Annotated in this window: 21 protein-coding genes; 12 read left to right on the forward strand and 9 right to left on the reverse strand. The window is 60.8% G+C overall.

Annotated elements, in window-relative coordinates; all coding sequences use genetic code 11:
• The first annotated feature begins 13 nt into the window (after positions 1 to 13).
• Complete coding sequence (locus ATY02_RS13075) at positions 14 to 880, forward strand: SDR family NAD(P)-dependent oxidoreductase (RefSeq protein WP_068580634.1); 867 nt, start codon at positions 14 to 16, stop codon at positions 878 to 880.
• An 82-nt stretch (positions 881 to 962) separates the two neighbouring features.
• The gene (locus ATY02_RS13080) at positions 963 to 2,069 is read left to right on the forward strand and encodes a YheT family hydrolase (RefSeq protein WP_068580636.1); all 1,107 of its coding nucleotides are present in this window, start codon (positions 963 to 965) and stop codon (positions 2,067 to 2,069) included.
• 342 nt (positions 2,070 to 2,411) lie between these two features.
• Here ATY02_RS13080 and ATY02_RS13085 read toward each other — a convergent pair whose 3' ends face one another.
• Positions 2,412 to 3,326: a LysR family transcriptional regulator gene (locus ATY02_RS13085; RefSeq protein ID WP_068580641.1), complete on the reverse strand. Its 915-nt coding sequence runs from the start codon at positions 3,324 to 3,326 to the stop codon at positions 2,412 to 2,414.
• Between the two features lie 137 nt (positions 3,327 to 3,463).
• On the opposite strand from ATY02_RS13085, the gene ATY02_RS13090 reads away from it, so the two are divergent.
• Positions 3,464 to 4,408 carry an alpha/beta hydrolase gene (locus ATY02_RS13090; RefSeq protein WP_228022282.1) on the forward strand — a complete coding sequence of 315 codons (945 nt, stop codon included), beginning with the start codon at positions 3,464 to 3,466 and terminating at the stop codon, positions 4,406 to 4,408.
• A gap of 74 nt (positions 4,409 to 4,482) precedes the next feature.
• Here ATY02_RS13090 and ATY02_RS13095 read toward each other — a convergent pair whose 3' ends face one another.
• Positions 4,483 to 5,973, reverse strand: a complete 1,491-nt coding sequence (locus ATY02_RS13095; protein ID WP_206600592.1) for a UbiD family decarboxylase — start codon at positions 5,971 to 5,973, stop codon at positions 4,483 to 4,485.
• Positions 5,974 to 6,331: 358 nt separating this feature from the next.
• Here ATY02_RS13095 and ATY02_RS13100 point away from each other — a divergent pair, with 358 nt between their 5' ends.
• Positions 6,332 to 7,276 (forward strand): LysR family transcriptional regulator, encoded by a 945-nt coding sequence (locus tag ATY02_RS13100; RefSeq protein WP_068580644.1) that lies wholly within the window; start codon positions 6,332 to 6,334, stop codon positions 7,274 to 7,276.
• A gap of 118 nt (positions 7,277 to 7,394) precedes the next feature.
• A complete protein-coding gene (locus ATY02_RS13105; RefSeq protein WP_068580646.1) occupies positions 7,395 to 8,120 on the forward strand; it encodes an alpha/beta fold hydrolase in 726 nt (241 codons plus the stop codon).
• A 51-nt stretch (positions 8,121 to 8,171) separates the two neighbouring features.
• On the opposite strand, the gene ATY02_RS13110 is transcribed toward ATY02_RS13105, so the two are convergent.
• Positions 8,172 to 8,495 (reverse strand): hypothetical protein, encoded by a 324-nt coding sequence (locus tag ATY02_RS13110; protein ID WP_206600591.1) that lies wholly within the window; start codon positions 8,493 to 8,495, stop codon positions 8,172 to 8,174.
• Between the two features lie 201 nt (positions 8,496 to 8,696).
• On the opposite strand from ATY02_RS13110, the gene ATY02_RS13115 reads away from it, so the two are divergent.
• On the forward strand, positions 8,697 to 9,194 hold the full coding sequence (locus tag ATY02_RS13115) for a hypothetical protein (RefSeq protein WP_083235709.1): 498 nt from the start codon (positions 8,697 to 8,699) through the stop codon (positions 9,192 to 9,194).
• Positions 9,195 to 9,309: 115 nt separating this feature from the next.
• On the opposite strand, the gene ATY02_RS36045 is transcribed toward ATY02_RS13115, so the two are convergent.
• Positions 9,310 to 9,519, reverse strand: a complete 210-nt coding sequence (locus ATY02_RS36045) for a hypothetical protein (protein WP_083235710.1) — start codon at positions 9,517 to 9,519, stop codon at positions 9,310 to 9,312.
• 112 nt (positions 9,520 to 9,631) lie between these two features.
• Positions 9,632 to 9,916, reverse strand: a complete 285-nt coding sequence (locus tag ATY02_RS13125) for a hypothetical protein (RefSeq protein WP_068580650.1) — start codon at positions 9,914 to 9,916, stop codon at positions 9,632 to 9,634.
• A gap of 468 nt (positions 9,917 to 10,384) precedes the next feature.
• Here ATY02_RS13125 and ATY02_RS13130 point away from each other — a divergent pair, with 468 nt between their 5' ends.
• From ATY02_RS13130 to ATY02_RS13145, 4 genes are all read left to right on the forward strand, one after another.
• Complete coding sequence (locus tag ATY02_RS13130; protein WP_083235711.1) at positions 10,385 to 11,398, forward strand: sensor histidine kinase; 1,014 nt, start codon at positions 10,385 to 10,387, stop codon at positions 11,396 to 11,398.
• Between the two features lie 172 nt (positions 11,399 to 11,570).
• Positions 11,571 to 12,005 carry a hypothetical protein gene (locus tag ATY02_RS13135; protein ID WP_068580654.1) on the forward strand — a complete coding sequence of 145 codons (435 nt, stop codon included), beginning with the start codon at positions 11,571 to 11,573 and terminating at the stop codon, positions 12,003 to 12,005.
• Positions 12,006 to 12,095: 90 nt separating this feature from the next.
• Positions 12,096 to 12,419: a ribonuclease E inhibitor RraB gene (locus tag ATY02_RS13140; protein ID WP_068580656.1), complete on the forward strand. Its 324-nt coding sequence runs from the start codon at positions 12,096 to 12,098 to the stop codon at positions 12,417 to 12,419.
• 64 nt (positions 12,420 to 12,483) lie between these two features.
• Positions 12,484 to 13,641 carry an FAD-dependent oxidoreductase gene (locus tag ATY02_RS13145; RefSeq protein ID WP_068580658.1) on the forward strand — a complete coding sequence of 386 codons (1,158 nt, stop codon included), beginning with the start codon at positions 12,484 to 12,486 and terminating at the stop codon, positions 13,639 to 13,641.
• A 34-nt stretch (positions 13,642 to 13,675) separates the two neighbouring features.
• On the opposite strand, the gene ATY02_RS13150 is transcribed toward ATY02_RS13145, so the two are convergent.
• The 4 genes from ATY02_RS13150 to ATY02_RS13165 all read right to left on the reverse strand — a co-directional run bounded on the left by ATY02_RS13150 (position 13,676) and on the right by ATY02_RS13165 (position 18,766).
• Positions 13,676 to 14,845 (reverse strand): MFS transporter, encoded by a 1,170-nt coding sequence (locus ATY02_RS13150; RefSeq protein ID WP_068580660.1) that lies wholly within the window; start codon positions 14,843 to 14,845, stop codon positions 13,676 to 13,678.
• A 421-nt stretch (positions 14,846 to 15,266) separates the two neighbouring features.
• Positions 15,267 to 16,136 (reverse strand): proline iminopeptidase-family hydrolase, encoded by an 870-nt coding sequence (locus ATY02_RS13155; RefSeq protein ID WP_068580661.1) that lies wholly within the window; start codon positions 16,134 to 16,136, stop codon positions 15,267 to 15,269.
• Positions 16,137 to 16,194: 58 nt separating this feature from the next.
• Entirely contained in the window at positions 16,195 to 17,559 is a 1,365-nt protein-coding gene (locus tag ATY02_RS13160; protein ID WP_068580664.1) for an APC family permease, read from the reverse strand.
• Between the two features lie 190 nt (positions 17,560 to 17,749).
• On the reverse strand, positions 17,750 to 18,766 hold the full coding sequence (locus tag ATY02_RS13165; protein WP_068580666.1) for an AraC family transcriptional regulator: 1,017 nt from the start codon (positions 18,764 to 18,766) through the stop codon (positions 17,750 to 17,752).
• Between the two features lie 243 nt (positions 18,767 to 19,009).
• On the opposite strand from ATY02_RS13165, the gene ATY02_RS13170 reads away from it, so the two are divergent.
• Positions 19,010 to 20,035, forward strand: a complete 1,026-nt coding sequence (locus ATY02_RS13170; RefSeq protein WP_068580668.1) for a PAS domain-containing protein — start codon at positions 19,010 to 19,012, stop codon at positions 20,033 to 20,035.
• A gap of 488 nt (positions 20,036 to 20,523) precedes the next feature.
• Positions 20,524 to 21,639, forward strand: coding sequence for a ribonucleotide-diphosphate reductase subunit beta (locus tag ATY02_RS13175; RefSeq protein ID WP_416220683.1), 1,116 nt, complete (start codon positions 20,524 to 20,526; stop codon positions 21,637 to 21,639).
• Positions 21,640 to 21,680 lie beyond the last annotated feature (41 nt).

A 21,680-nucleotide genomic window follows, 5' to 3' on the forward strand; every position in this document is an offset into this window, starting at 1 on the left:
AGAGACAGACAGCATGAACTACGACCTTCACGGCAAAGTTGTCCTGATCACCGGTGCGGCCGGCGGCATCGGCTCCGCCACCGCCCGGGAGCTGTATGTGCACGGCGCCAACCTGGTGCTGACCGATACCCGGCAGGAGGCGGTGGACCAATTGGCCCAGGAGTTCGATGCCCAACGGGTGCTGGCACTGGAGCTGGACGTGACCGACAGCGCGGCGTCCAGGCAGGTGGTGCACCTGGCAGTGGAACGCTTTGGCCATCTGGACGTGGCCTTCGCCAATGCCGGCATTTCCTGGAAGGGCACGCCGGCGACCTTGCGCACCTGCGATGAGGACGAGTTCCGGCGCATCGTCGAAGTGGACCTGTTCGGCGTGTGGCATACGGTGCGTGCGGCCTTGCCGGAAGTCGTGCGCAACCGTGGGCAGATCCTGGTCACTTCGTCGACCTACGCCTACCTCAATGGCATGGCCAATGCGCCCTACGCCTTGTCCAAGGCCGCGGTGGAGTCGATGACCCGGTCGCTGCGCGCCGAGCTGGGCAGTACCGGCGCCACTGCCAGCGTGCTTTATCCGGGGTGGGTGAATACGGCCATCGCCAAGGTTGCCTTCGGTGGCAACGCCATCGCCACCAAGATGAACGAAATCGGGGTTCCGCCGTTCTTGAACCAGCCGGTGGGACCGGAAGTGATCGGTCGTGGCGTGGTGCGGGGCTTGCGCAAGCGCCAGCCGCGCATCACCGCGCCTTTTCGCTGGGCGCCCATCTCGGTCATGCGCGGTGTCTTCAATGTGTTCACGGATTGGCATGTTGCGCGCGAGCCTCGCCTGCAGCGCTTGCTCCAGCAACTGGAGCAAGAGGTGGTGCGCAATCGGCCCCAGGGCTGAAGCCAGGTATTGACGTGGGGCCGGGTCTTGGCCAGCGTAGCGACCTGAACCCGTGTTGCACATTTTGATCGAGGGACTCTGGATGTCGATTTGGATCAGCGCCTGTGCCGTGCTGGCTGTAGTGCTGGGTGCGTACTATCTGTTCACGGCCGCACGCAGGCCACAGTTGATCTATCAGCCCAACCCGCAGAACCAGGCGCTGATTGCCCGGGTACCGCGCTTGACCCGACGCTTCTGGGCCACGCCCTGGTTGTTCAACGGCCACCTGCAACTGCTCGGGCTGGGGTTGAAGAAGGTCTTGGCTGCGCGCCTGAGCTACGACCATGTCGATACCTTGCGCATGGCCGATGGCGGCACCACCGCACTGCATTGGCTTGGCAGCGATTTGCCGGAGCAGGTCCCGACCTTGGTGGTGTTGCATACCATCACCGGCTCGCCACACAGCATGCGTGGCTTCGTCCGTGATCTTCAGCGGCTCACTGGCTGGCGCGTGGTGCTGTGCGAGCGGCGCGGCCACGGCCAGTTGCCGCTGACCAGCCCGCGTTTCAACACCATGGGCGATACCGCCGATCTGCGCGAACAACTGCAGTTGATCGCCGAGCGCTACCCGCAATCGGCGCTTTACGCCGCCGGCATTTCCGCCGGCACCGGCTTGCTGATTCGCTACCTGGGCGAGCAGGGCGCCGATACGCCGCTGCGGGGTGCCTTTGCCTATTGCCCGGGCTACGACATCCGCGTCGCCTTTGGCCGTGCACGTGCGCCCTATACCCGTTTGATGGCCAGGAAACTGGTGCGCCAGTTCGTGTCCCCCAATCGCCAGGCGCTGGCGCACTTGCCCAGCCTGGCGGCCCTGGAGGGGGCGCAGAGCCTGGATGAATTTCACCGGCACCTGTACGAGTGCGCGGGTTATCCCACCCAGCAAGCCTTTCTCGAGGCTTGCAACCCGATGCTGGTGATGGAGACCGTGACCATCCCGCTGCTGGTGCTCAATGCCGAGGATGATCCGGTCTGCGTCCTGGGCAACGTGCGCGATCACCAGAACGCCCTGTCACGCATGCCCAGGACGTTGTTGGCCGTTACCCGCAGAGGCAGCCACTGTGCTTATCTCGCAGGCTTTACGGCGCGTTCATGGGCGCACCACCTGGCGGCCGATTTCCTGCGGGCGGTGCATGGGCAAACCCGCTCCTGATCAGTTTCCGTTCGTTCAACTTTGCAGTAGCGGCCTGTGGCCGCGCCATGTCGTGGCAACTTGGCTGATTTGGACAAGCATGCAGCCGCACAGGCCGATGGCGATTCCCGGGCGCTGGAGCCCGTCCACTCCGGTGCCGTGTGGGCGCATCTTGCGTGGCGCCATGCGCGCCAGTGTGAGCCCCTGGAAGACCCAGGTCAGCATGCCCGCGGGCGCCTTGCGTGGCCCGCACCTGGCGTTGCATCTCCAGCCAGGTCGGGAATGGGCCGTGGCCGAGCTGCGGGGCACAGCGGGGGCCTCAAGCGCATCAATGGTCAGCCGCCGGGAGCCATTCAGCGCACCTCAGGTAGATAACGCGGCGGCCTGTGGTTTGTGGCGCAATGCCTCGAGCAGCAGGGTAAAGGCTGCCGAGGGGTGACGGCGGCTGGGGTAGTACAGGTAATAGGGTTCGAATGTCTTGCGCCATTGCGCCAGCACTTCGACGAGCTGCCCGCTCTCCAGAGCATCACTGACGTAGGCCTGGGGCAGGTACGCCAGGCCGAGGCCGTGCAAGGCCGCCTCGCGCGCCGAGGCGATGCTGTTGCTGATGAACTGGCCCTCGACCCGGACCCGTTGCTCATGGCCCGCCTTGGCGAACACCCAGGCAAAGTGCTCGCCATGGGTGGGCAGGCGTAGATTGATGCAGGCGTGTTCGGTCAGGTCTCGCGGCTGCTGCGGCGCTTGGCGCTGCGCCAGGTAGGCGGGCGAGCCCACCACGCTCATCGGGTGTGGTGCACTGATGTTCACTGCAATCATGTCCTTGGCCACCAGCCCGCCCCGGCGTACACCGGCATCGTAGCGACCACTGATGATATCGGTCAGGCCATAGTCGACGGTGAGTTCGACGTTGATGTCCGGGTATTGCGGCAGGAAGTGCCTGAGCGCTGGTTGCAGCACGCTGTGCACGGCGTATTCATCGGCACTGATGCGGATGGTGCCCGAGGGCTTGTCCCGCAGCTCGGTGACTTTCTCCAGCCCCGCATGGATCTGGCCCACCGCCGGTCCGATGAGCAGCAGCAAGCGCTCGCCGGCCGGTGTTACCGAGACGCTGCGGGTGGTGCGGGCGAACAGTGGCAAGCCGAGGCTTTCCTCCAGCCCGCGGATGACCTGGCTCAGGGCCGATTGCGAAATGCCCAGCCGCGCAGCTGCGCGGGTGAAGCTGGCTTCTTCCGCTACTGCGAGGAAAGCCTCCAGGTCCCGAAGTCGATGTCCTTGCATTTATCAAATCTGCTTATGACTGAATGCTGATTCTGAAGGATTATCAATAGGCTGCTCAAGGCCTAACCTGCATGGCACGCGGCAGATGCCGATGCAGGCATAACCCCGATTGTCATCATCAATTCAAGGATCCGGTCATGAGCCACACGATTGAAACCGTCCAGTTCCGCAACCCAGGCATGGCCTGGCACATCGCCGCGGACCTGCACTTCCCACCCCAGTTCGACAGCAACAAGCGATACCCGGCCATCATCAGCGCGCACCCCATCGGCAGTTGCAAGGAGCAGACCTCCGGCAATGTGTATGGCGCGGCCCTGGCCAAGGCGGGGTTCGTGGTGATCGCGTTCGACGCCAGCTACCAGGGCGCCAGCGGTGGCGAACCGCGTTTGGTCGAGGACCCGGGACAGCGCGTGGAAGACTTTCGCCAGGTGGTCGATTACCTGGTGACGCTGCCCTATGTCGATGCCGATCGGATCGGCGTGCTGGGCATCTGCGGTGGCGGCGGCTATGCCATCAGCGCGATCAAGTCCGAACGGCGGATCAAGGCCGTGGCGAGCATCACCGGGGTCAATTTCGGGCGCCTGAGCCGTGAGGGTTTTGGGGGCTACGATCCAATCGCTACGCTGGAAGCCATCGCGGCGCAGCGCACCGCCGAGGCCCGAGGTGGCCAAGGGCGGGTGGACGATGTGCTGCCGCCGTCGGTGGAGGCGGCCAAGCAAGCCGGAATCAACGACATCGATGTCCTCGAAGCCACCGATTACTACAAGACTGCACGGGGCCAGGCCGAGCAGGGGCCGACCAGCTTCCTGTTCTCCCGTCGCGCGGCAGCGGTGGATTGGGACGCCTTCCACCTGGCCGAGGTGCTGTTGACCCAACCGCTGCTGCTGGTGATCGGTGACAAACCCGGGGGCTTCGGGGCCTATCGTGACGGCCAGGAACTGTATGGCCGCGCAGCTTCGAAAGACAAGGAACTGCTGGTCTTGCCCAACACTTCGCACTACGAGCTGTACGACCAGCCCGAGGCGACGGGGAAGGCGCTGGAAAGGCTGGTGCCGTTCTTCAAGAAGCACTTGGGGGCCTGAGGCGACTTGAAACCACATTGATCACCGCTGCGCGGCTGCCAGCAGGTTCTTGCACGGCCTGCTGCGTTGCCCTGTCAGCGCTCCTTGAAACCGTAGTCTTGCCACTTCGCCAACACCTGGTTCACGAGCTGTTCAGGGTAGGAGTGCTTGAACGAAGCCGTGGCCGCGCGGATTTTTCCCTGGAACTGCTCGGGAAAGAGGCAGTTGATAATTGCCTTGCCTCCCGTGCCGCGCTGTTTATCGTCAGCGTTCAAGTACGGCACCATGGGAAATGCACGAACCTCTGGCAGCGAGTAATGATCGGATCCTGGGTGGTGCCGGGTGGCGAGGGCCCAAACCACCTCATCGATATGGGTGATATCGAGGTCATTGCCCACCAGGATCAGCTTGGGAATCAGGTAGCCGGCATGTGAACCGAAGACGACGTCTGCAACTCTGTGCACGAACTCCTCGGCAGTGGTGTTCAGGCTCGCCAGCTTCACCGGGTCGACCGCCAGCACTGCCCAGCAAGTCGCGGCCTCGTACGAGCACCAGGCCATGTCGATCGGCAGGCCCGCCTCCTGGCAGGTGTCGAGCAGTTGCGCCGAGATCATGGTGCCCCAGATCGTATGATTCTCCTCAGGTGGCAGGCCCGCCACGCAGATCGGCAGAATGGGGTTGTTGCGAAAGGTCACCGCATGGACATGGAAGACAGGCTGAACATTGCCCTGATGATGCTGGTAACCGTGATATTCGCCCATCGGTCCTTCCATGGCCTGTTCGCTGAGGCTGATTTCTCCTTCCAGGACGATTTCGGCATTGGCGGGAACCAAAAGGCCGTTGGTCTCGGTCCTCACCACCGGCAGGCCTTGCCCTAGCAGGGCACCGATGTAGCCCGGTTCGCTGACGCCAGTCGGCAGTGGCATGCCCGCCACCGCGACGGCCGCCGGCGGGGCGCCGAGCACCATCGCCCAGGGCGTTGGCTTGCCCAGGTCCGTCCACATCTTTCTCACCTGGCCAATGTGCTGGGTCGGCATCGCCGGGCCCACCAGCGAGTTGCGGCCATTGAGCATCATGCGGCCGATGCCCCAGCTGTCCCAGGTCCCGTCGGGCGATTGCACGACATGGAAACCGTAGGTCGCGAAATAGCGGCCACCATCGGCCTCATGCAGCAGAGGGACGGGAAACTGATTGAGGTCGACTTGCGCGCCGATCCATTTGTTCTCCTTGACCGGCCCGGTGTCTACGACAACCGGATCGATCGGGCGAGCCTTGACCGCAGAGCGAATTTTCTCCACCAGTTCCGGGGCGGTCGTCGTTTCCGGCAGCCCGAAGTGCAAGGCGAGACGCGAGTAGGCCAGCCGCCTGTTGCGCAGCAGGCCTGCGGGCGCTCCCAAGAGGCGAGCGCCTGGCATCGCTCCGGTGAGGTTGTGGAACAGTGGGGCAGGGAGGCGTTCCTCATACACGCGGCGGATGATCGCTGCGGCCTCCAGTGTCGGGTCGACGACCGTCTCGACATCCACCAGATCGTTGCGCTGACGCAGTGTTTCGATGAATGTGCGCAAATCCAGGGCGCTTTCAATCAAACTCATGTTTTCGACTCCTTGCTTGCTATGGCGGGATGAAGGGGCAGGCCGTCTCGACACTGGCGTGCGGCTCGATCGCTCCGTCCTGTGGAAGGGGGCTGACCCAAGAGACGTCGAACTCCACAGAAGTATCCGGGGGCAACCATCCAGGAGGCGCGTGAGCAGTGATGTCGGCAGCCCGGTTCTATACTGGGCTTCTTGTGCCTGGCAGCAGCTTGCGTATCGGTGCTGGCCGAGCGCGAACAAGATCGCCGACACCTTGCTCATCGTCAGTCATACCCAGGTGGTTGGCGCCAGGGGTGGTGGCTCGAATACGACGTAGCGCATTTCAAATGATCGACTAAGAGGCTAGTACAGCATGCCGCCCCTGGACTTGACGCGTTTCGATCTCAACCTCCTGGTGGTGCTTGAGGCGCTCTGGATCGAAAGGCACGTTGGTCGCGCCGCGGCACGATTGAATTTGTCCCAGTCCGCAACGAGCCACGCCTTGTCGAGGTTGCGGATCGCGTTCGCTGATCAGCTTTTCATTCGCAATCCCCGTGGAATAGCACCGACACCCTTGGCCGTGGAGGTCATGCCGCGGGTGGCCGAGGTGCTCGAATCCGTCAGGCTTATCGCCAGCCCGCGAGGCTCGTTCGACCCGGGCCGCCTCCAGGCGAAACTCTGGGTGGCGGCTACCGATCACGCGATCTTGACCGTCATTGCCCCTGTGCTGGCCAAGATCCAGGCCGCCGCGCCGGACCTGGTGCTGGGGCTCAGGCCGGCTGATGTCGAGTCGGCGTTGCGCATGCTCGATTCCGGCGAACTCGATATCGTGCTGGGGGCCGGTTCTTTTGCCCAGATCCCCCAGCGTTTCGATTGCCAGCGTGTCCATCAGGAACGTTTTATCGGTATCGCCCGCAAGGGACACCCGGCGCTGGTCCAGCGCGGCAAGACGTGGCACATGGGCCTGGATGACTTTGTGCGCTTGCCCCATATCCTGGTTTCGCCGCGCGGCGATACCCGGGGCGTAGTGGACGCCGCACTGGAGAGTCTTGGCCGTACCCGCAAGGTGGGCGTCGCCTGTCCCAGCTTCCTGGCCGTGCCGTTCATGGTCGGCGCTTCGCAATCGATCGCGGTTGTCGCCGAGCGGGTCGCATTGCGCATGCAAGAGACTGCGCAATTGGCTGTGTTCGAGCTGCCCCTGGCGTTGCCAACCTGGGAGGTATGGGTTATTCGAGCCCAGGGACGGGTCACCGAACCGGCCATTGAGTGGCTTACCAAGATGCTGTTGCGCGACGAGTCATCAGCCGGCTGTGACTGACAGTGGCCCAGGACGATGAATCTGGTGCATCGACAGGCTGTGCAAATGCCATTGGATCGATGATCCAGGTACTCCTAGAGTGCGGGCGTCACTTCTTCATACCCGCCAGGAGTTCCTCATGAAAGCGACGCCAACCTTGGTCATGATCCCTTGTTTCGCAGGAGCCCCGTGGCAATTGAACTCGTTGACCCACCTGCAGGGGCGCAACATGCGCACTTTGCGCCTGCCCGATGACGTACATGACCTGGAAACGTTGGCCGATTTTTTGGCCGATCAGGTGAGGGACCTGCAGAGTTACGTGCTGGTTGGCGATTCCTATGGGGCGGTGGCTTCGCTCGCATTTGCCACACGCCAGCCAAGAGGGCTTGCAGGCCTGGTCCTTTCGGGTGGTTTTGCCAAGAGCCCGATCACCTCGCCCTTGCTCAAGGCGCTGGCTGCACTGGCGCCATTCTTTCCCGGGCCCTTCTACCGCCAGGCGACCTTGCGCATCCATGCCGCGCAGCTGGCTTCATCGTTTGACAATGAGGGGGAGATTCCCTGGTCAGTCGCCAAGAGCCGTGCCTTCTTCGTCGAGAAGACGCCCCACAGGGCCTACGTCAACCGCATGCGTTCGATTGAGCGGGCGGACTATACGGGGCTGCTGGCGAGAATCGACGTCCCCACACTGATCCTGACCCCGGAGGAGGACAAATTGATCGGTGAGTTGGCGGCGAAGGTGCTCCTTGCAGGCATAAGGGGCTCGCAGGAGGTGGTCATGCCGCGTACGGGCCACATGTTCAGGTTCTCCCACCCTGGCGCCTACTCTCTGGAAATAAGCAAGTTCTTGGAGCGGGCAGCGCTTTAAGCGCGGGCGCTATGCCCAGGCTCTATGTATAGGCTCCATGCCAATAAAGGTTCATGGGCAATGAAACTGTGCGTAGGCCTCGGCCTCGATTTCACCCGTATCTGAAATCAGCTCTCCAGCTTCATCCCGAAGTTGATACTCGCACTGTTCTCCACCAATGGATGCAGCTCCATCAAGGCCCAGCAGCAAGGTGTAGAACACATCGGTCAGGGCCGTATCGACCGCTTTCCACAGTTTCTGCGATTGCTCGGCGTCCAGTTCAAGGGCTTTGAATTGCTCGGCGGCCCGTCCCGGTCCTTGGCGCAGGTTGTCGAGCGCCAAGGTCTTCTCTGCCTTCCAAAGCGCTACAAATTCTTGCGCATTCATAGTGTCCATTCTGCTCTCGAGGTTCGGCCCGACAGTATGAAAGTGTTCAGGTCGGTGGGCAATTTCCGGGCACTGGTGCGGGACCTGTGAGGGCGATCGTGCACAGGGGGCTTGTCGGGTATAGGGTGGTGGCATTTTGGTATTGCTTGAGTACAATCGCCAGCGGTCGATTTCCGGCCATGCCAATGATGGCGCAATGGAGTTGTATTGATGACGTTTCGGAAGATGGCAGGAGCAGTGGCGTGTGCTGTGGCGATGGGGCTCCAGGGGTGTGCCAGTATCGTCGGTGAGTCGAGTTATCCAGTCGCTGTTTCAAGCACACCGCCGGGCGCTGCATTTGAAATCGTCAATAAGAACGGGGTCGTGGTGCATTCTGGAAATACCCCCGGCACCGTGACCCTGGAATCTTCCCGGGGATATTTCTCAGGCCAGACCTACACGCTGCATTTCAAGAAAGATGGGTACGCTGACAAGACTGTCACGCTGGACTCCAGCCTCAGTGGTTGGTACTGGGGAAACATCCTGGTGGGTGGGTTGATCGGCATGCTGATCGTGGACCCGCTGACTGGAGCCATGTACAAGTTGCCGGAACAGGCATCCGCCGACTTGGGCGCTCCTCTGGCAGGCTCTTCCAGCGGCACGCTGAAGGTGGGGCTGATAGATGACCTGACGCCAGCCCAGCGTGAACGTTTGGTTCTGATCAACTGATCTTTGTTGCCGCTGTCACAGCACGCCGGCCACTGTTTTTTCACGACAGGCCGGCCCGCTCGGCGAGGCTTGCCAGGCAAGTGGGACACTGAGCATGAGCTTCATTGGCGCTCGGTCAATGGAGAGTGGCGGCCCTGCGGCTTTCTCCAATCCTGATGCGATCAAGGGCTCGGTTCAGGGCATCCAGGGCATTGATGAGAGCCTGTGCCTCGGGCTCCCGACCTTCTCCCCAGAGGCGTTCAGCCATTTTGTTAAGGGCCAGGATGGACCGTTCGATGTCCGCAGCGGTTGCGGCGGGTGCACCTGTGGGCTGGTTCTTGGGCATTTGCTGAGCTCTCTCAAGGCCTTTGGCACGACCCGGTTGATCGGCTGCTGGCTGCTTGATGAAGTGGAAGGGAAGTCTACCAGGCCATACCGCTACTGATAGGCCGCCCCCCTTACGGATGGCATTGCAAGGCCGCCGCCTGGATGCTGGAGTCGTCCGCAACATCGACGACCGCCACGCTATCTCCCCCTAGTTCGGCTGATTTATTGAAGGCCATGTTCAATGCGTCTGCATTGGAGGAGCCTTTTACCGTGAACGGCTTGAGCACTTTGCACGCCTGGGCAGAGGCGGCCGTGACCAGGCTCACTTGCCTGCCGGCTTCCGTCAGTTGCGTCGTACACCCACAGATCAAGGTGAGGGGGACGAAGAGCAGCAGAGCGACGCGCAGATGACCCATGGTGAAAACCCCTATCGACTTGGCTATCGGTTTATTTCGGCAGGTGATCTTAAGCGATCATTCGCTGCGTAAATAAGCGGAAAATGTGCAGGCCGGTGATAGGCGGCAATCTTTCCTGGGCGGGTGGCAATCCCCGGGGACTTTCCGATCATTGAGTGGTGCCGCTGGGCTGGCGTTGAGGGCGAGCACTGCGCGAGTCCGGGCAGGTGAGTATTCCATGGCCGCATGGGCTCTTTGGCGGGCCTGGACAGTAGCTTGGATAGAACCACCGTTTGTGCCGAATGACTCCCGGTAATAGTACGGCGCGCGAGTTGCTTTATTGCCGGGAGTTGGCTGAGTCGAGCAGTTTCGTTTCTATGGTTTTACTTTGGGGCAGGCGGAGTGGTTGCCGTTGGGCGGCTTTTATATTGCTACTACTGGATTTCTTTTAGTCTTTGGCAAGTTTTCGGCCTTTGGGTAGTTGGATGTATGAGAAAGGACGATAACGAAGTTCGCGTTCGCCGGGATGGCGAGCCGCCCGTGTTCGACCTGCAGCGCGCGATGTTGGATGCCACTCCCGATTGCATCAAGGTCCTGGCGCCAGATGGCACCCTCTTGGCCATGAATGCATCCGGATGCGTGGCACTGGATATCGCACCGTCGAAGGTCAAGGGTTCGGCCTGGGTGCCCCTGCTTCCCCCTTCAATTCATTCGGCGGCCTATGACGCACTGGCTTTGGCCGCGACGGGGCTGAGCGCACGCTTTGCCGGGTACAGCGATGCCTGTGGGAAGGTCATCTACTGGGACAATTTGCTGACACCGACCATCGACCCTGCAGGGCGTGTGCATACCATCGTCTGCGTTTCACGCGATGTCACCGAGCAGGTCCTGTTGCAAAAGGAGCTGGATCAGTCGCTGGCCAGGGAGCAGTTGCTGTCGGGGGAAATGGTGCACCGCATCAAGAACCTCTTCACCGTGGCGGCGGCGGTGATCCTGATGGCCGACAGGGAGGCGAGGGCGTCCGGCACAACCGAGCAGTTGGCCAAGATCGCGGCAGGCAAGCTCCGGGCGCTGTCCAGGGCCTACTCCACGGTACTGGCGGCGGACGATGTGGCCCATGTGGAAATGGAGGCGTTCATGGTGTCGGTGCTGCACCCCTTTGGCGCCCAGTGCCGCTTCAGTGGCACGAAGAATCTTGTACCCGGGCCATTGGCCAACGTGCTGGCGCTTCTGCTCCATGAACTGGCCACCAACTCCGTGAAGCATGGTGCGCTCAGCGTTGCTGAAGGCGAGGTCGAGCTTCGCTGGTCCGTCAACGATGGCTGGCTGGCGATCCGTTGGCTGGAGAGCGGCGGGCCTGTCATCGCCGAGCCGCCAGCCCGGTATGGCTATGGTTCGGGACTGATCGACCAACTGGCCGGTAGCGTCGGTGGGACGCTCCAGCGCGACTGGCATCGCCGTGGCTTGCAAGTCGAACTGCGGGTGCCGTTTCCAGCAGGGTAGTGGCTTGATTGCGCCTCGGGCCGATGCCTGAAACAGGTTTTGAAGCTGGAGCCGGGCCGGCCATTGGTTTCATAATGCGCGGGTTCGCCAGGGCAGGCGCTTGCCCAGTGGGTGATGCCGTTGCGTGCTCCTGGTGATGTTTGCGAGTAGGACCTCGACCGATAGGTAAATCATGAGTCATCGAAAGATCTTGCTGGAAAGAGTCGAAGCGCTGGACGCACTGGATGAAGATCATTTCCCCATCGTTACCCTGGATGAGTACTTCCTGGGCAACGACCAGGAGCAGTCCATCGCACCCAACCAATGGGGCTTTGGGCGCCCATCGATCCGGGAAATCCATGCCCGGTTCAAGTGCATAGAACAACGGCCTGACGTGCAAGGCGTCTATGTAGGCCTGCATCAGGACTGGTGCGAAGCGCTGGAGTGCGACGACTGGCCAGCGGCAGAAAACATCCATGTCTACTCATCGGCACCGCAAGCTGTCGCCGATCAGTGGATCGAGGGCCTGGAGTCCGATGGCATTATCGTCGGCTGGCCTTATGGCAAGCACGCCGGTGCGCCAGAACCACAGGACGGCTACCAGGTATATACCGTCTACTGGGATTGAATCGGCCCATCGCCAGGCTCGCCCCAAGTGACATTTCCGGCCGGCCGAAAGCCGCCTGGAAGACCATTGAATCAGTATCTAAGGAATGGAATGAATACCAGCCAGGCGTCGATTGATGCTGCTTATACAGATATGCAAAACAACGGTTGGGACACGTCGGAACCGCTGAAGTGGGGGTTCTTTTTCTTCGGCAAGAACGAGGATGATCTCAAGGGCGTCTATAGCGAACTCATCGAGAGTGACTACCTCGTCGAGAGCGTTCATGAGAATGACGACGGCAACCTGACGCTATGCGTCAGCAAGGTCGAGTCATTGCCCGCGGACAAGCTTTTTCGCAGGTGCATGGCCTTCAATGAATTGGCCGAGGCCTATGGGACCTTCTTCGACGGCTGGGATGTCGAGAGAGTCGAGTAGTCGTGGCACAACGCACCGGCGATACCGCCGGTGCCGTTGAGAGTCCCGGAAGGAGGGGCTGTCGATGAACAAGGCAACAAGAGGGACCGACAGGGCGATTGCGATCATCGGTGCGGGACTTGGCGGCTTGACCCTGGCCCGGGTCCTGCACCGGCATGGAGTGCTTGCCACGGTGTATGAGGCCGAGTCTTCGGCCATGGCCCGCTCCCAGGGCGGGCTGCTGGATATTCACCAGCACAATGGACAGCCGGCGTTGAAGGCCGCCGGTTTGCACGAGGAGTTCTTGCGCCTTGTTCGCCCTGGCGAAGACGCCAAACGGATCTGCGACAGCACGGGCAAGGTCCTCCTGGACCGCCCCTCCACCGGGGCAAGCAGCAGGCCGGAAGTGGATCGGGGCGAGCTTCGCCAGATGCTGCTCGACTCGCTCCCCGAAGGCTGTGTTCGCTGGAACCACAAGCTGACCCAGGCGATACCGATGGGTAATGGGCGCCATCAACTGGTGTTTGCCGATGGTTCTTCGAGCCAGGCCGACCTGCTGGTTGGCGCCGATGGCGCCTGGTCGAAGGTACGCCCGTTACTTACCGCGACAAGACCGCAGTACACCGGCATTTCATTTGTAGAGACGTTTCTTTTCGACGCCGACGCTCGTCATGCTGCCAGTGCCCAGTTGATCGGGCAGGGCACCTTGATGGCCACGATGCCGGGCAAGGGAATCTTTGCCCATCGCCATCGCGATGGAACGCTCCAGGCCTATGTGGCGTTGAAAGTGCCGGAGAACTGGTTCCAGGACCTCGATCTTTCCCGGCCGGCAACGGCCTTGCCGCGGCTTGCCCGGGAGTTCGAAGGATGGTCGCCGGCGCTCACGGCACTGATCGACGACTGCGAGAGCACGCCAGTCCTGCGCCCGATCCACGAGTTGCCCATCGCTCACTGTTGGGCGCGCGTACCAGGGGTGACGTTGCTGGGTGATGCGGCGCACCTCATGTCGCCCTTTGCCGGGGAAGGCGCGAACCTGGCCATGTACGACGGGGCGGAACTCGCCAGGGCGATCTGTGAGTCGGGTTATGATCTGGAAGCGGCATTGCTTGCCTATGAGCAGGAGCTGTTCGCTCGCAGCTCTGACGCGGCCACGCAAACCGGGAACAACCTCGAGGTGTTCTTCAATGAGCAAGCTCCCCATGGCCTTGTGGAGCTGTTCGGCAACTTGTCGCCAGCAAGGTAAGCGCCTGGTTCTCCGGTAGAGAACCGGGCGGGCTTCACTGGACTGTCGCCGACCGGCGCAGCGCCAGTAGCGCAACGAACAGCGCCCCGGCTACCCCCACCGAAATCATCAGGCCATGTGGACTGATATAGGACACCGTGGCCCCGGTGATGATCGGCCCCAGCACGCTGCCCAAGGTATAGAACATCGCGATGGCGGTCATGGCCGTGGAGACCTGATGTTCGTCTACTCGGTGCCCCGCCTCGATCACCGCCAACGTGTTCATGCCCCCGATGGCTCCACCCCAGAAGAACACGATGAATGTGGCCAGCCATGGAAAGGGTTGGCTGAAGGGAATGGCCACCGTGCCCAACAGCAGCACCAGGCAGCAGATCAGTTGCCCGGCCTTGCAGGAGGTGCGGTCGGCCACCCAGCCAATCGGCAGCTGCAGGACCGTGCCGCCCACCCCGAACACCGAGATCAACAGCGTCGCGGCGGTCAGGGCATACCCCGCCCAGAGGCTGTAGCCGGCCAGGAACGACACCGACGAGGTTTCGGCAAATCCGGCAATGAAGGCTCCGCACAGGGCCACTGGAATCACGCCGAACAGCTTCGCATGGCGTTTCTGCGTCGGGGTCTGCGGCTGCGTGTCGTGCTCCTTCAAGGTCAGGGCCAGGCCCCCGGAGATCAGCACGATGGTGGCGCAGGCGTAGTAAGGCACGACACTGCCGACTCCGAACACCACCAGCAGTAGCGGGCCCACCGCGATACCCAGGCCCATGAGGGTTTCATGCACGCCGATCGCTCGGCCACGTTCGTTCCTGGACGCGACCGAGACGATCCAGGTATCGCAGGCGATCCAGCGCAGGATCAAGCCGATGCCCAGGATGAAGTTCAAGGCAAAGATCAGCACCAGATTGCTGGTCAGGGTCATGCCGATCAGCGCGGTAATGGTCAGTGCTGCACTGAGGATATTGGCCCTGACCAGTCCCAGCTGCCCCAGCAGTCGTGGAACGACTTTGTATAGCAGCAGGATCGCGATCCAGGAGGCGCTGACAATCACCCCGATCTTGGCCGGCTCCACGTTTTGTTGTTCCAGTGACAGCGACAGCAAGGGCGTGATGGTGCCGATCTGCACGACCTGCGAAAGCACCGAAAGCGTGTTGATCTTGGTCAGGGCGAACCAGCGCTGCTTGTCGGTGTACTCGATACCAGGGTTTTCCATAAGAGGTGCCGGCCTAAAGCGTTCAGAAAGTCAGGGGAGCCTGCCTGAGTACGACTCGGCCCTCGGAAGCGTCGATCCATATGACCCGGCAATTCTTACAATGAAACATTTTCATACGCAACGGGCGCTATTAAATATCGATATAGCGGGATCGCTGCCTGTTTGTGGATGTTACCAGCGGCATAGATGAGGACGCTGCATGAAGTCCAGTACTAGCAACCAGGTTGCTGGAAGCAGGGCTATAACGATTTTGCAGCGCTAGCGTGGTGGGATGTTCGTCGATTGAGTGGGCCGTTCGGTCGCCGCATGCCGTGCTTGTTTCGCCCCTCGCCTTGAGTTCGGATGTCGCTGTGGTGCCGATTATCGCGGGCAGCGGGACGGCCTTGTACCGACCCGCAATCGCCTGTTTTCGACTCAACCTTCAAGCCAGCGCGTCGTAGCGCGCGAGGGTTTCACCGAGCCAGCCAAAGAACAGCTCCGGCTGTTCGATATGGGCCAGGTGGGAGGCCTCCGGCACTACATGCTCGCCACCATTGTCCAGGTAGCGGACATAGCGCCGTATGGCGGCGGGGCTGCATTCGTCGTGTTCGCCAACGATAAAATGGGTGGGGCACTTGATCCGTCGCAGGGCATCGCGCAGGTCCAGTTCGCAGAGGGTGCCATCGCCAAAGAAGTCCGCGATTCCCCACATGTGGCGAAACAGCGTGCTGTTGTACAAGCGATCAGATTCCTTGATGAACGGCGGCTCTTCGTCGAGTCTGAGCATGTGCCTGCGGTTGAACATTTGCAGCGCCTCTTCGAATTGCGGATGCCCTGAGTCGCCTGCCAACAGGACCTCGCGCCACGGGCTGGGGAGTTTTTGCAGATGGGCCCGGTTGTCGGCGTTCCAGTCGGCGGCGCTGATCAACGGCCCGGCGAGGACCAGGCTGGCCAGCCGAGGGTCCTGGCAACTGGCATAGGCCGCTGCAATCGAGCCGCCCCAGGAGCTGCCGAGCAGGTGGAATCGGGTGAGCCCGTGGAATTCGACGACCGCGGCCAATTCATCGCAAGCGCGCTCCAGTGTCCAATGGGCAGCATCGTTAGGACGGGCTGAATAGCCGCTGTCGAGTTGGTCGTAGTAGATCAGGGAACGCTCCTTGAGGTGTTCGCTGAAGTTCGACAGGTACAAGTGATTGGCGCCGGGACCGCCATGCACGACGACCAGGGGCAGGCCAGATGATTCGCCGTGCCTGATGGCGGTCCATATCTGCCCTCCGGGGGCCGCAATGCGATGTTGTTGGTCGAAATGCATGATGTGCCTTTGTGATTACGACGATTGGAAGAGGGCACCCCTGGCGCCCGGGAGAGAGTCATGCCGATAGGTCGATACTGGCGAGCCGGCCTTTGCGTTGGAGCACCCATGCCAGCACCAGGCCGATACACAACCATGCACTGCCGAGCCATTTGGCATGCTCGTTCATGCTGGCCAGGGCCGCGACCAGGATCACGATACCGGCCAGGGGCGAGATCACGTGCTTGAACCAGTGGCGCTCGGGATGCTTGCGAAAGCGATAGAACAGGCTGATGTGCAGGGTGATGTAGGCGAACAGCGCGCCGAAGGTGACCAGGGTCACCAGCAACTCCACTTCGTTGGCGGCCAACAGGCCGACGACGGTGGAAACCAGGGCGACAGACAGCAGCGCCGCTATTGGGTTGCCTCGTCGATCCAGGCGTGCCAGGCATGAAGGAAACCTGCCGTCGCGGGCCATGCTGAAGATCAATCGGGACGTCGTCATCTGCGACACAATGGTATTGGCCACCCCTGCAACGGTCCCGGCCGCAACCACCAGGATGGGTTGGAACCAGCTGCCGACGATCGTCGCGCTCAGGGTGTAGAACGCGGTCTCGGCTTGGTCCGTGCTGTATCGGGTACCCTTCGGCACGAAGACATTGGCCAGGTATACCTGGGCGAAGAACAGCAGCGAAACCAGGAGCAGGAGCATGAGCGTGGCCCTGGAGACGGTATGTCCACCGCCGGTGGCTTCCTCGTTGAGCGCGGAGATGGCGTCGAAGCCCACGAAGCTCAGGGCGGCGACCGGTATCGCTGAGAGAATCGCCATCAGTTGCAAGTGTTGGCTGTCCCAGATCGGCGCCAGCAACGAGACCAGATGGTTGTGCTGGACAATGCCCCAGAGCGAATAGACGAAGAACACGGCCAGGACGGCCAATTGCACCAACAGGAAAACCTTGTTGACCCTGATGGTCAGTTTGAGGCCGATGATATTGAGCAGTGCTGGCAGCCAGATGAACAACAGGATCCAGAATGAGCGCGAGCTCTGTGGAAACTGCAGGACCATGCCGATGGCGGTGAGAATGGACAGCAATGCCGGCAGCAGGAAGTAGTCCAGCAGGATCAGCCAGCCGGTGACAAAGCCGGTGAAAGCGTTGGTGCACAGGCTGACATAACGGTACACCGAACCGCTCACGTTAACGCTCCTGGCCATTTCGCTGTAGCTGATCGCACTGAAGGTCATGGCCAGTGCGGCCACGGCATAAACCAGTGCGGCCATGCCCGCGGACATGTCGTAGACGATGCCGAACACCGCCGTAGGTGCCAGGGGGCAGAAGTACAGCAGCCCATACACCAGGACATCGGAGAACGAGAGTCGGCGAGGCAGTCGTGATTCGGTGACTGCCGATTGTGCGCAGGGATCTGCAGTGGAGGTGGTTCGCATTCGAAGTGCTCCTGTGAGCGCCGCGGCGTGGCCGTTGGCTTGCCGGGGCGGCCGTATTATTAGAATTGGCGGGCCATGAAGCGGGCTCCAGTATCGGGTGCTGGACAGCGCTTGAGGTGATGAAACTGGCCAGCTTTTTGTCTTTTCCGGCCAAGCCATCGTTTTGACCGAGAAGCTGGCGGGAGCGGGCTCAGCTTCGTAGCGATCGGCGAAAACGCCCGGGGGATACACCGGCCCATTTGTGATAGGCATGGACGAAGGAGGACGGATCGGCAAAACCCAATTGCTGGCTGATGGCGTCCAGCGACAGGTGAGTACTGCTGAGCAGCCGATTGGCCAGTTGGTGGCGGGCCATGCTCTGCAGGCGCTTGAAGGTTACCGTGCGTTCGGCCAGCCGTCGGCGCAGGGTTCGTTCGGAGATATTCAAGGCCTGGGCCACGGCTTTCAGATCGCTGTAGCGCTGGATGTCCGATTTGAGCAAGGTGCTCACTTCATGGGCTATTGCGCTACCGGCGCTGGTCTCCAGCTCTCGTTCTCGTGCTTGGGTCAGCTTCAGCATGGCCAGGTGGCTGATCGGATCCGCTAGCGGCAACCGTTGGTTCAGTAGGGCCTTGGGGAGCTTGAGGGAATCCGAGTGGCTGGAGAACTGGATGTCGCCGCCGAACAGTTGGCGATAGGGGGCCAGATCGCTGGGGGGCGGACGTTTGAAATGAGCGCTGAATGGCTCCTGGGGAGATTGCAGGCAGTCGCGGATGACGCGCAAGGTCGCGCTGAGAAAGACGTCGGTGGAGAAACTGTAGCCCTCGAAAAAACCATGGCAATCGCGGCCTACGAAATGCTGGTCGTTGCCGTAGTGCAGTAGGTGCGGGGCGAACTGGCTGGCCAACTGGATGGGGAACTGCAAGCCGCAGTTCAGGGCCTCGCCCAGGGTAGGCGCTGCCAGCAGGGTGTAGCCGAGCAGACCCAGTGTCGAGATCGGCATGGAGCTGCCAATGAGCAGGCCCAGATGCTGTTCGGGAATGGCCCGGCGAGCGTTGTCGAATACCACCAACTCCTGCTCCATGGTGATGGTCGCATCGGGGTCGGTCAGGGAATCGGGCAGACGGCCTGCACCTCTCAGGATGATTTCATCCGATATGCCCCGTGCCCGGGTAATGGCGAGTGTCGCTAGCACTCCATGCAGCGATACGGGGCGAACTTCATACATTGAAACACTCCAGTTATACCGAGCGCTTGCAGGAAACCCCAGGTGATGGTCACCGTCGCCCATCATGCGCGCCAGGTGACGGAACCGCCAGTCCATGGCCCGCGGAAGCCAAGGGCATGGAAGAACCGACGTCGATGAGAACGGCATGTTTTTACACGCCTGGTCTTGTGGGGAGGCGAATGATTGTCGTCCTCATTGGGTTGTCTTATCGTTGGCTGTCTCGGCCTTTAGGTAGTTGAAATCATGCACAAGGACGATAACCAGGGCGGGGCTTCCACCAGGCCTGAGGGGGATGACCAGCCCGCTGTTTTCAATGCGCAACGGGCCATGCTCGACGCCACTTCCGACTGCATAAAAGTCCTGAGCCCGGACGGTCTTCTCCTGGCCATGAACGAGGCAGGACGTGTCGCCCTGGGGATTGCACCCGCCCAGGTTCGGGGCGTGCCCTGGATACCCTTGCTGCCTGCTTCGGTCCAGGCCGCTGCCTGTGAAGCCCTGGCCTTGGCCCTCACCGGTGTCACCGCTCGTTTCGCCAGTCACAGTGAAGCCTCGGGGCAGGTTGTTCATTGGGACAACCTGATGACGCCGGTTGTCGGTCCCTCAGGCCAGGTCTTCTCGGTCGTGTGCGTGTCGCGGGATGTCTCCGAGCTGGTGCTGCTACAGCACAAACTGGACCGACTGTTGCTCAGGGAGCAGTTGTTGTCGGGAGAGATGCTGCATCGGATCAAGAATCTGTTCACCGTGTCGGCGGCGGTCATGATGATGGCTGATCGTGAGGCCCGCGCCTCTGGGAAAGCCGATCAGTTGGCGATGATCGCCGAAGGCAAGCTGAAGGCATTGTCCAGGGTCTACGACAAGGTGCTGGCAACGGACGATCTGTGCAGTGTGCAGATGCGGTCTTTGGTCAAAGCAGTGCTTCTGCCCTTTGGCAATCAATGCCGGTTCAGTGGTGCCAGGCATGTGATTCCAGAAGCGCTGGCCAATCTGCTGGCGCTGGTCCTCCATGAGTTGGCGACCAACTCGGTGAAGCATGGTTCGCTCAGTGTTGCTCAAGGGCAAGTCCACATCAGTTGGAAGACGGCCGAAGGACGGCTGGCACTCAAGTGGCTGGAAAGTGCCGGCCCCAGGATCATCGCACCGCCGGACAGGTGTGGTTATGGCACTCAGATGATCGATCAGCTTGCCAGTACTGTTGGTGGGATCGTCGATCGCCGATGGCATGCCCACGGCTTGCATGTAGAACTGCAGGTACCACTGGACAGAGCATAGGCACCGCCGGTCCGGCTTTGACACCGGTGCTGTTTCGGCAACCCTCCCGCCACGCCTTTAAGCCCGTCTCCCTTGCGTCGAGTCGCTTTATCATCGATGCGCATCGTTTTTTGACCCGAAAACACTACATGTAGTGTTTTTGTTTCTTTTTTAGTCTACATATTGTGTTGACGCACCATCCTGCCCTCTATATCTTGTGCCCCGCTTTCGTCGCATGCACTACATATTGTGTTTTATTGTTTTAGTTTAACTATATGTAGTGTTTTTGTGGGAAGGCTTTGCGGTACGCATTCTCGAAAACATGACTTTCTGGTCGAGCTGCTGCTCGCCAGACGGCAAGAATAAGGATGGATGAAATGTTGAGTTGGGATGGGCTTGATGTGAACGATCATGAAGCTGCAGGAACGGGTGGACCTGACAGGCCGCATGAAACGACACCAAAGGACGGTCTCGACGTGGCAGGAAATACCGCCGCGCAGGAAGCCAGGATGATTGTGCCTGGTGATTCGCCAGCAGTGATTCGAGCGAAGAAAGCTCTCAACTCACTGGAGTTCAACCAGCGCCTGGATGAGTTGGAAGGGGCCTCGGGACGGGTTGCCGTCGATGAAAAGCGCATGATCAATTGTCGAGCGGACCTGAACCAGCTGGTTCCACTGAAATATGACTGGGCCTGGCAAAAATACCTGGACGGGTGTGCAAATCACTGGATGCCGCAAGAAGTCAACATGACGGCAGACATCATGCTTTGGAAGAACCCGCAGGGGTTGAGTGACGATGAGCGTCGTATCGTCATGCGCAGTCTTGGGTTCTTTGCGACTGCCGACTCCCTGGTAGCCAACAACCTGGCCCTGGCGGTGTACCGCCTGATTACCAACCCCGAGTGCCGACAATACATCTTGCGCCAGGCCTTCGAGGAGGCCATCCATACGCACGCCTATCAATACTGTATCGAGTCCCTGGGCATGGACGAGGGGGAGATCTTCAACATGTATCGCGAGGTTCCTACCGTGGCCAAGAAAGCCGCGTGGGGATTGCGTTATACCCGGGCCATATCCGATCCAAGGTTCAAGACAGGCAGTGTCTCTGCGGACAAGGAACTGCTCAGGAACCTGATCGCCTACTACTGCGTGCTGGAGGGCATTTTCTTTTATTGCGGCTTTACCCAGATTCTCTCCATGGGGCGAAGAAACAAGATGAACGGCGTCGCGGAGCAGTTCCAGTACATCCTTCGCGATGAGTCGATGCACTTGAACTTCGGCATAGACGTCATCAACCAGATCAAGATCGAGAACCCTCACCTCTGGGACCATGCCTTGATGGAGGAGGCGACTCAAATGATCCTGCAGGGTACCCAGCTGGAAATCGAATATGCGCGAGACACGATGCCCCACGGAGTCCTGGGCATGAATGCGGCCATGATGGAGGACTACCTGAAATTCATCGCCAATCGCCGCCTGTGCCAGATAGGGCTGAAGGAGGAGTATCCAAACGTCGAGAATCCATTCCCGTGGATGAGCGAGATAATGGACTTGAAGAAGGAAAAGAACTTCTTCGAGACCCGTGTCATTGAATATCAAACCGGTGGCGCCTTGTCCTGGGATTGATCGGCCTGGAAGACAAAGGGTCGATAAGCGAGGTTCGATCC

The sequence above is a fragment of the Pseudomonas sp. BIOMIG1BAC genome, assembly GCF_001705995.2.
In the GTDB taxonomy this organism is placed as follows: Bacteria; Pseudomonadota; Gammaproteobacteria; order Pseudomonadales; family Pseudomonadaceae; genus Aquipseudomonas; species Aquipseudomonas sessilinigenes.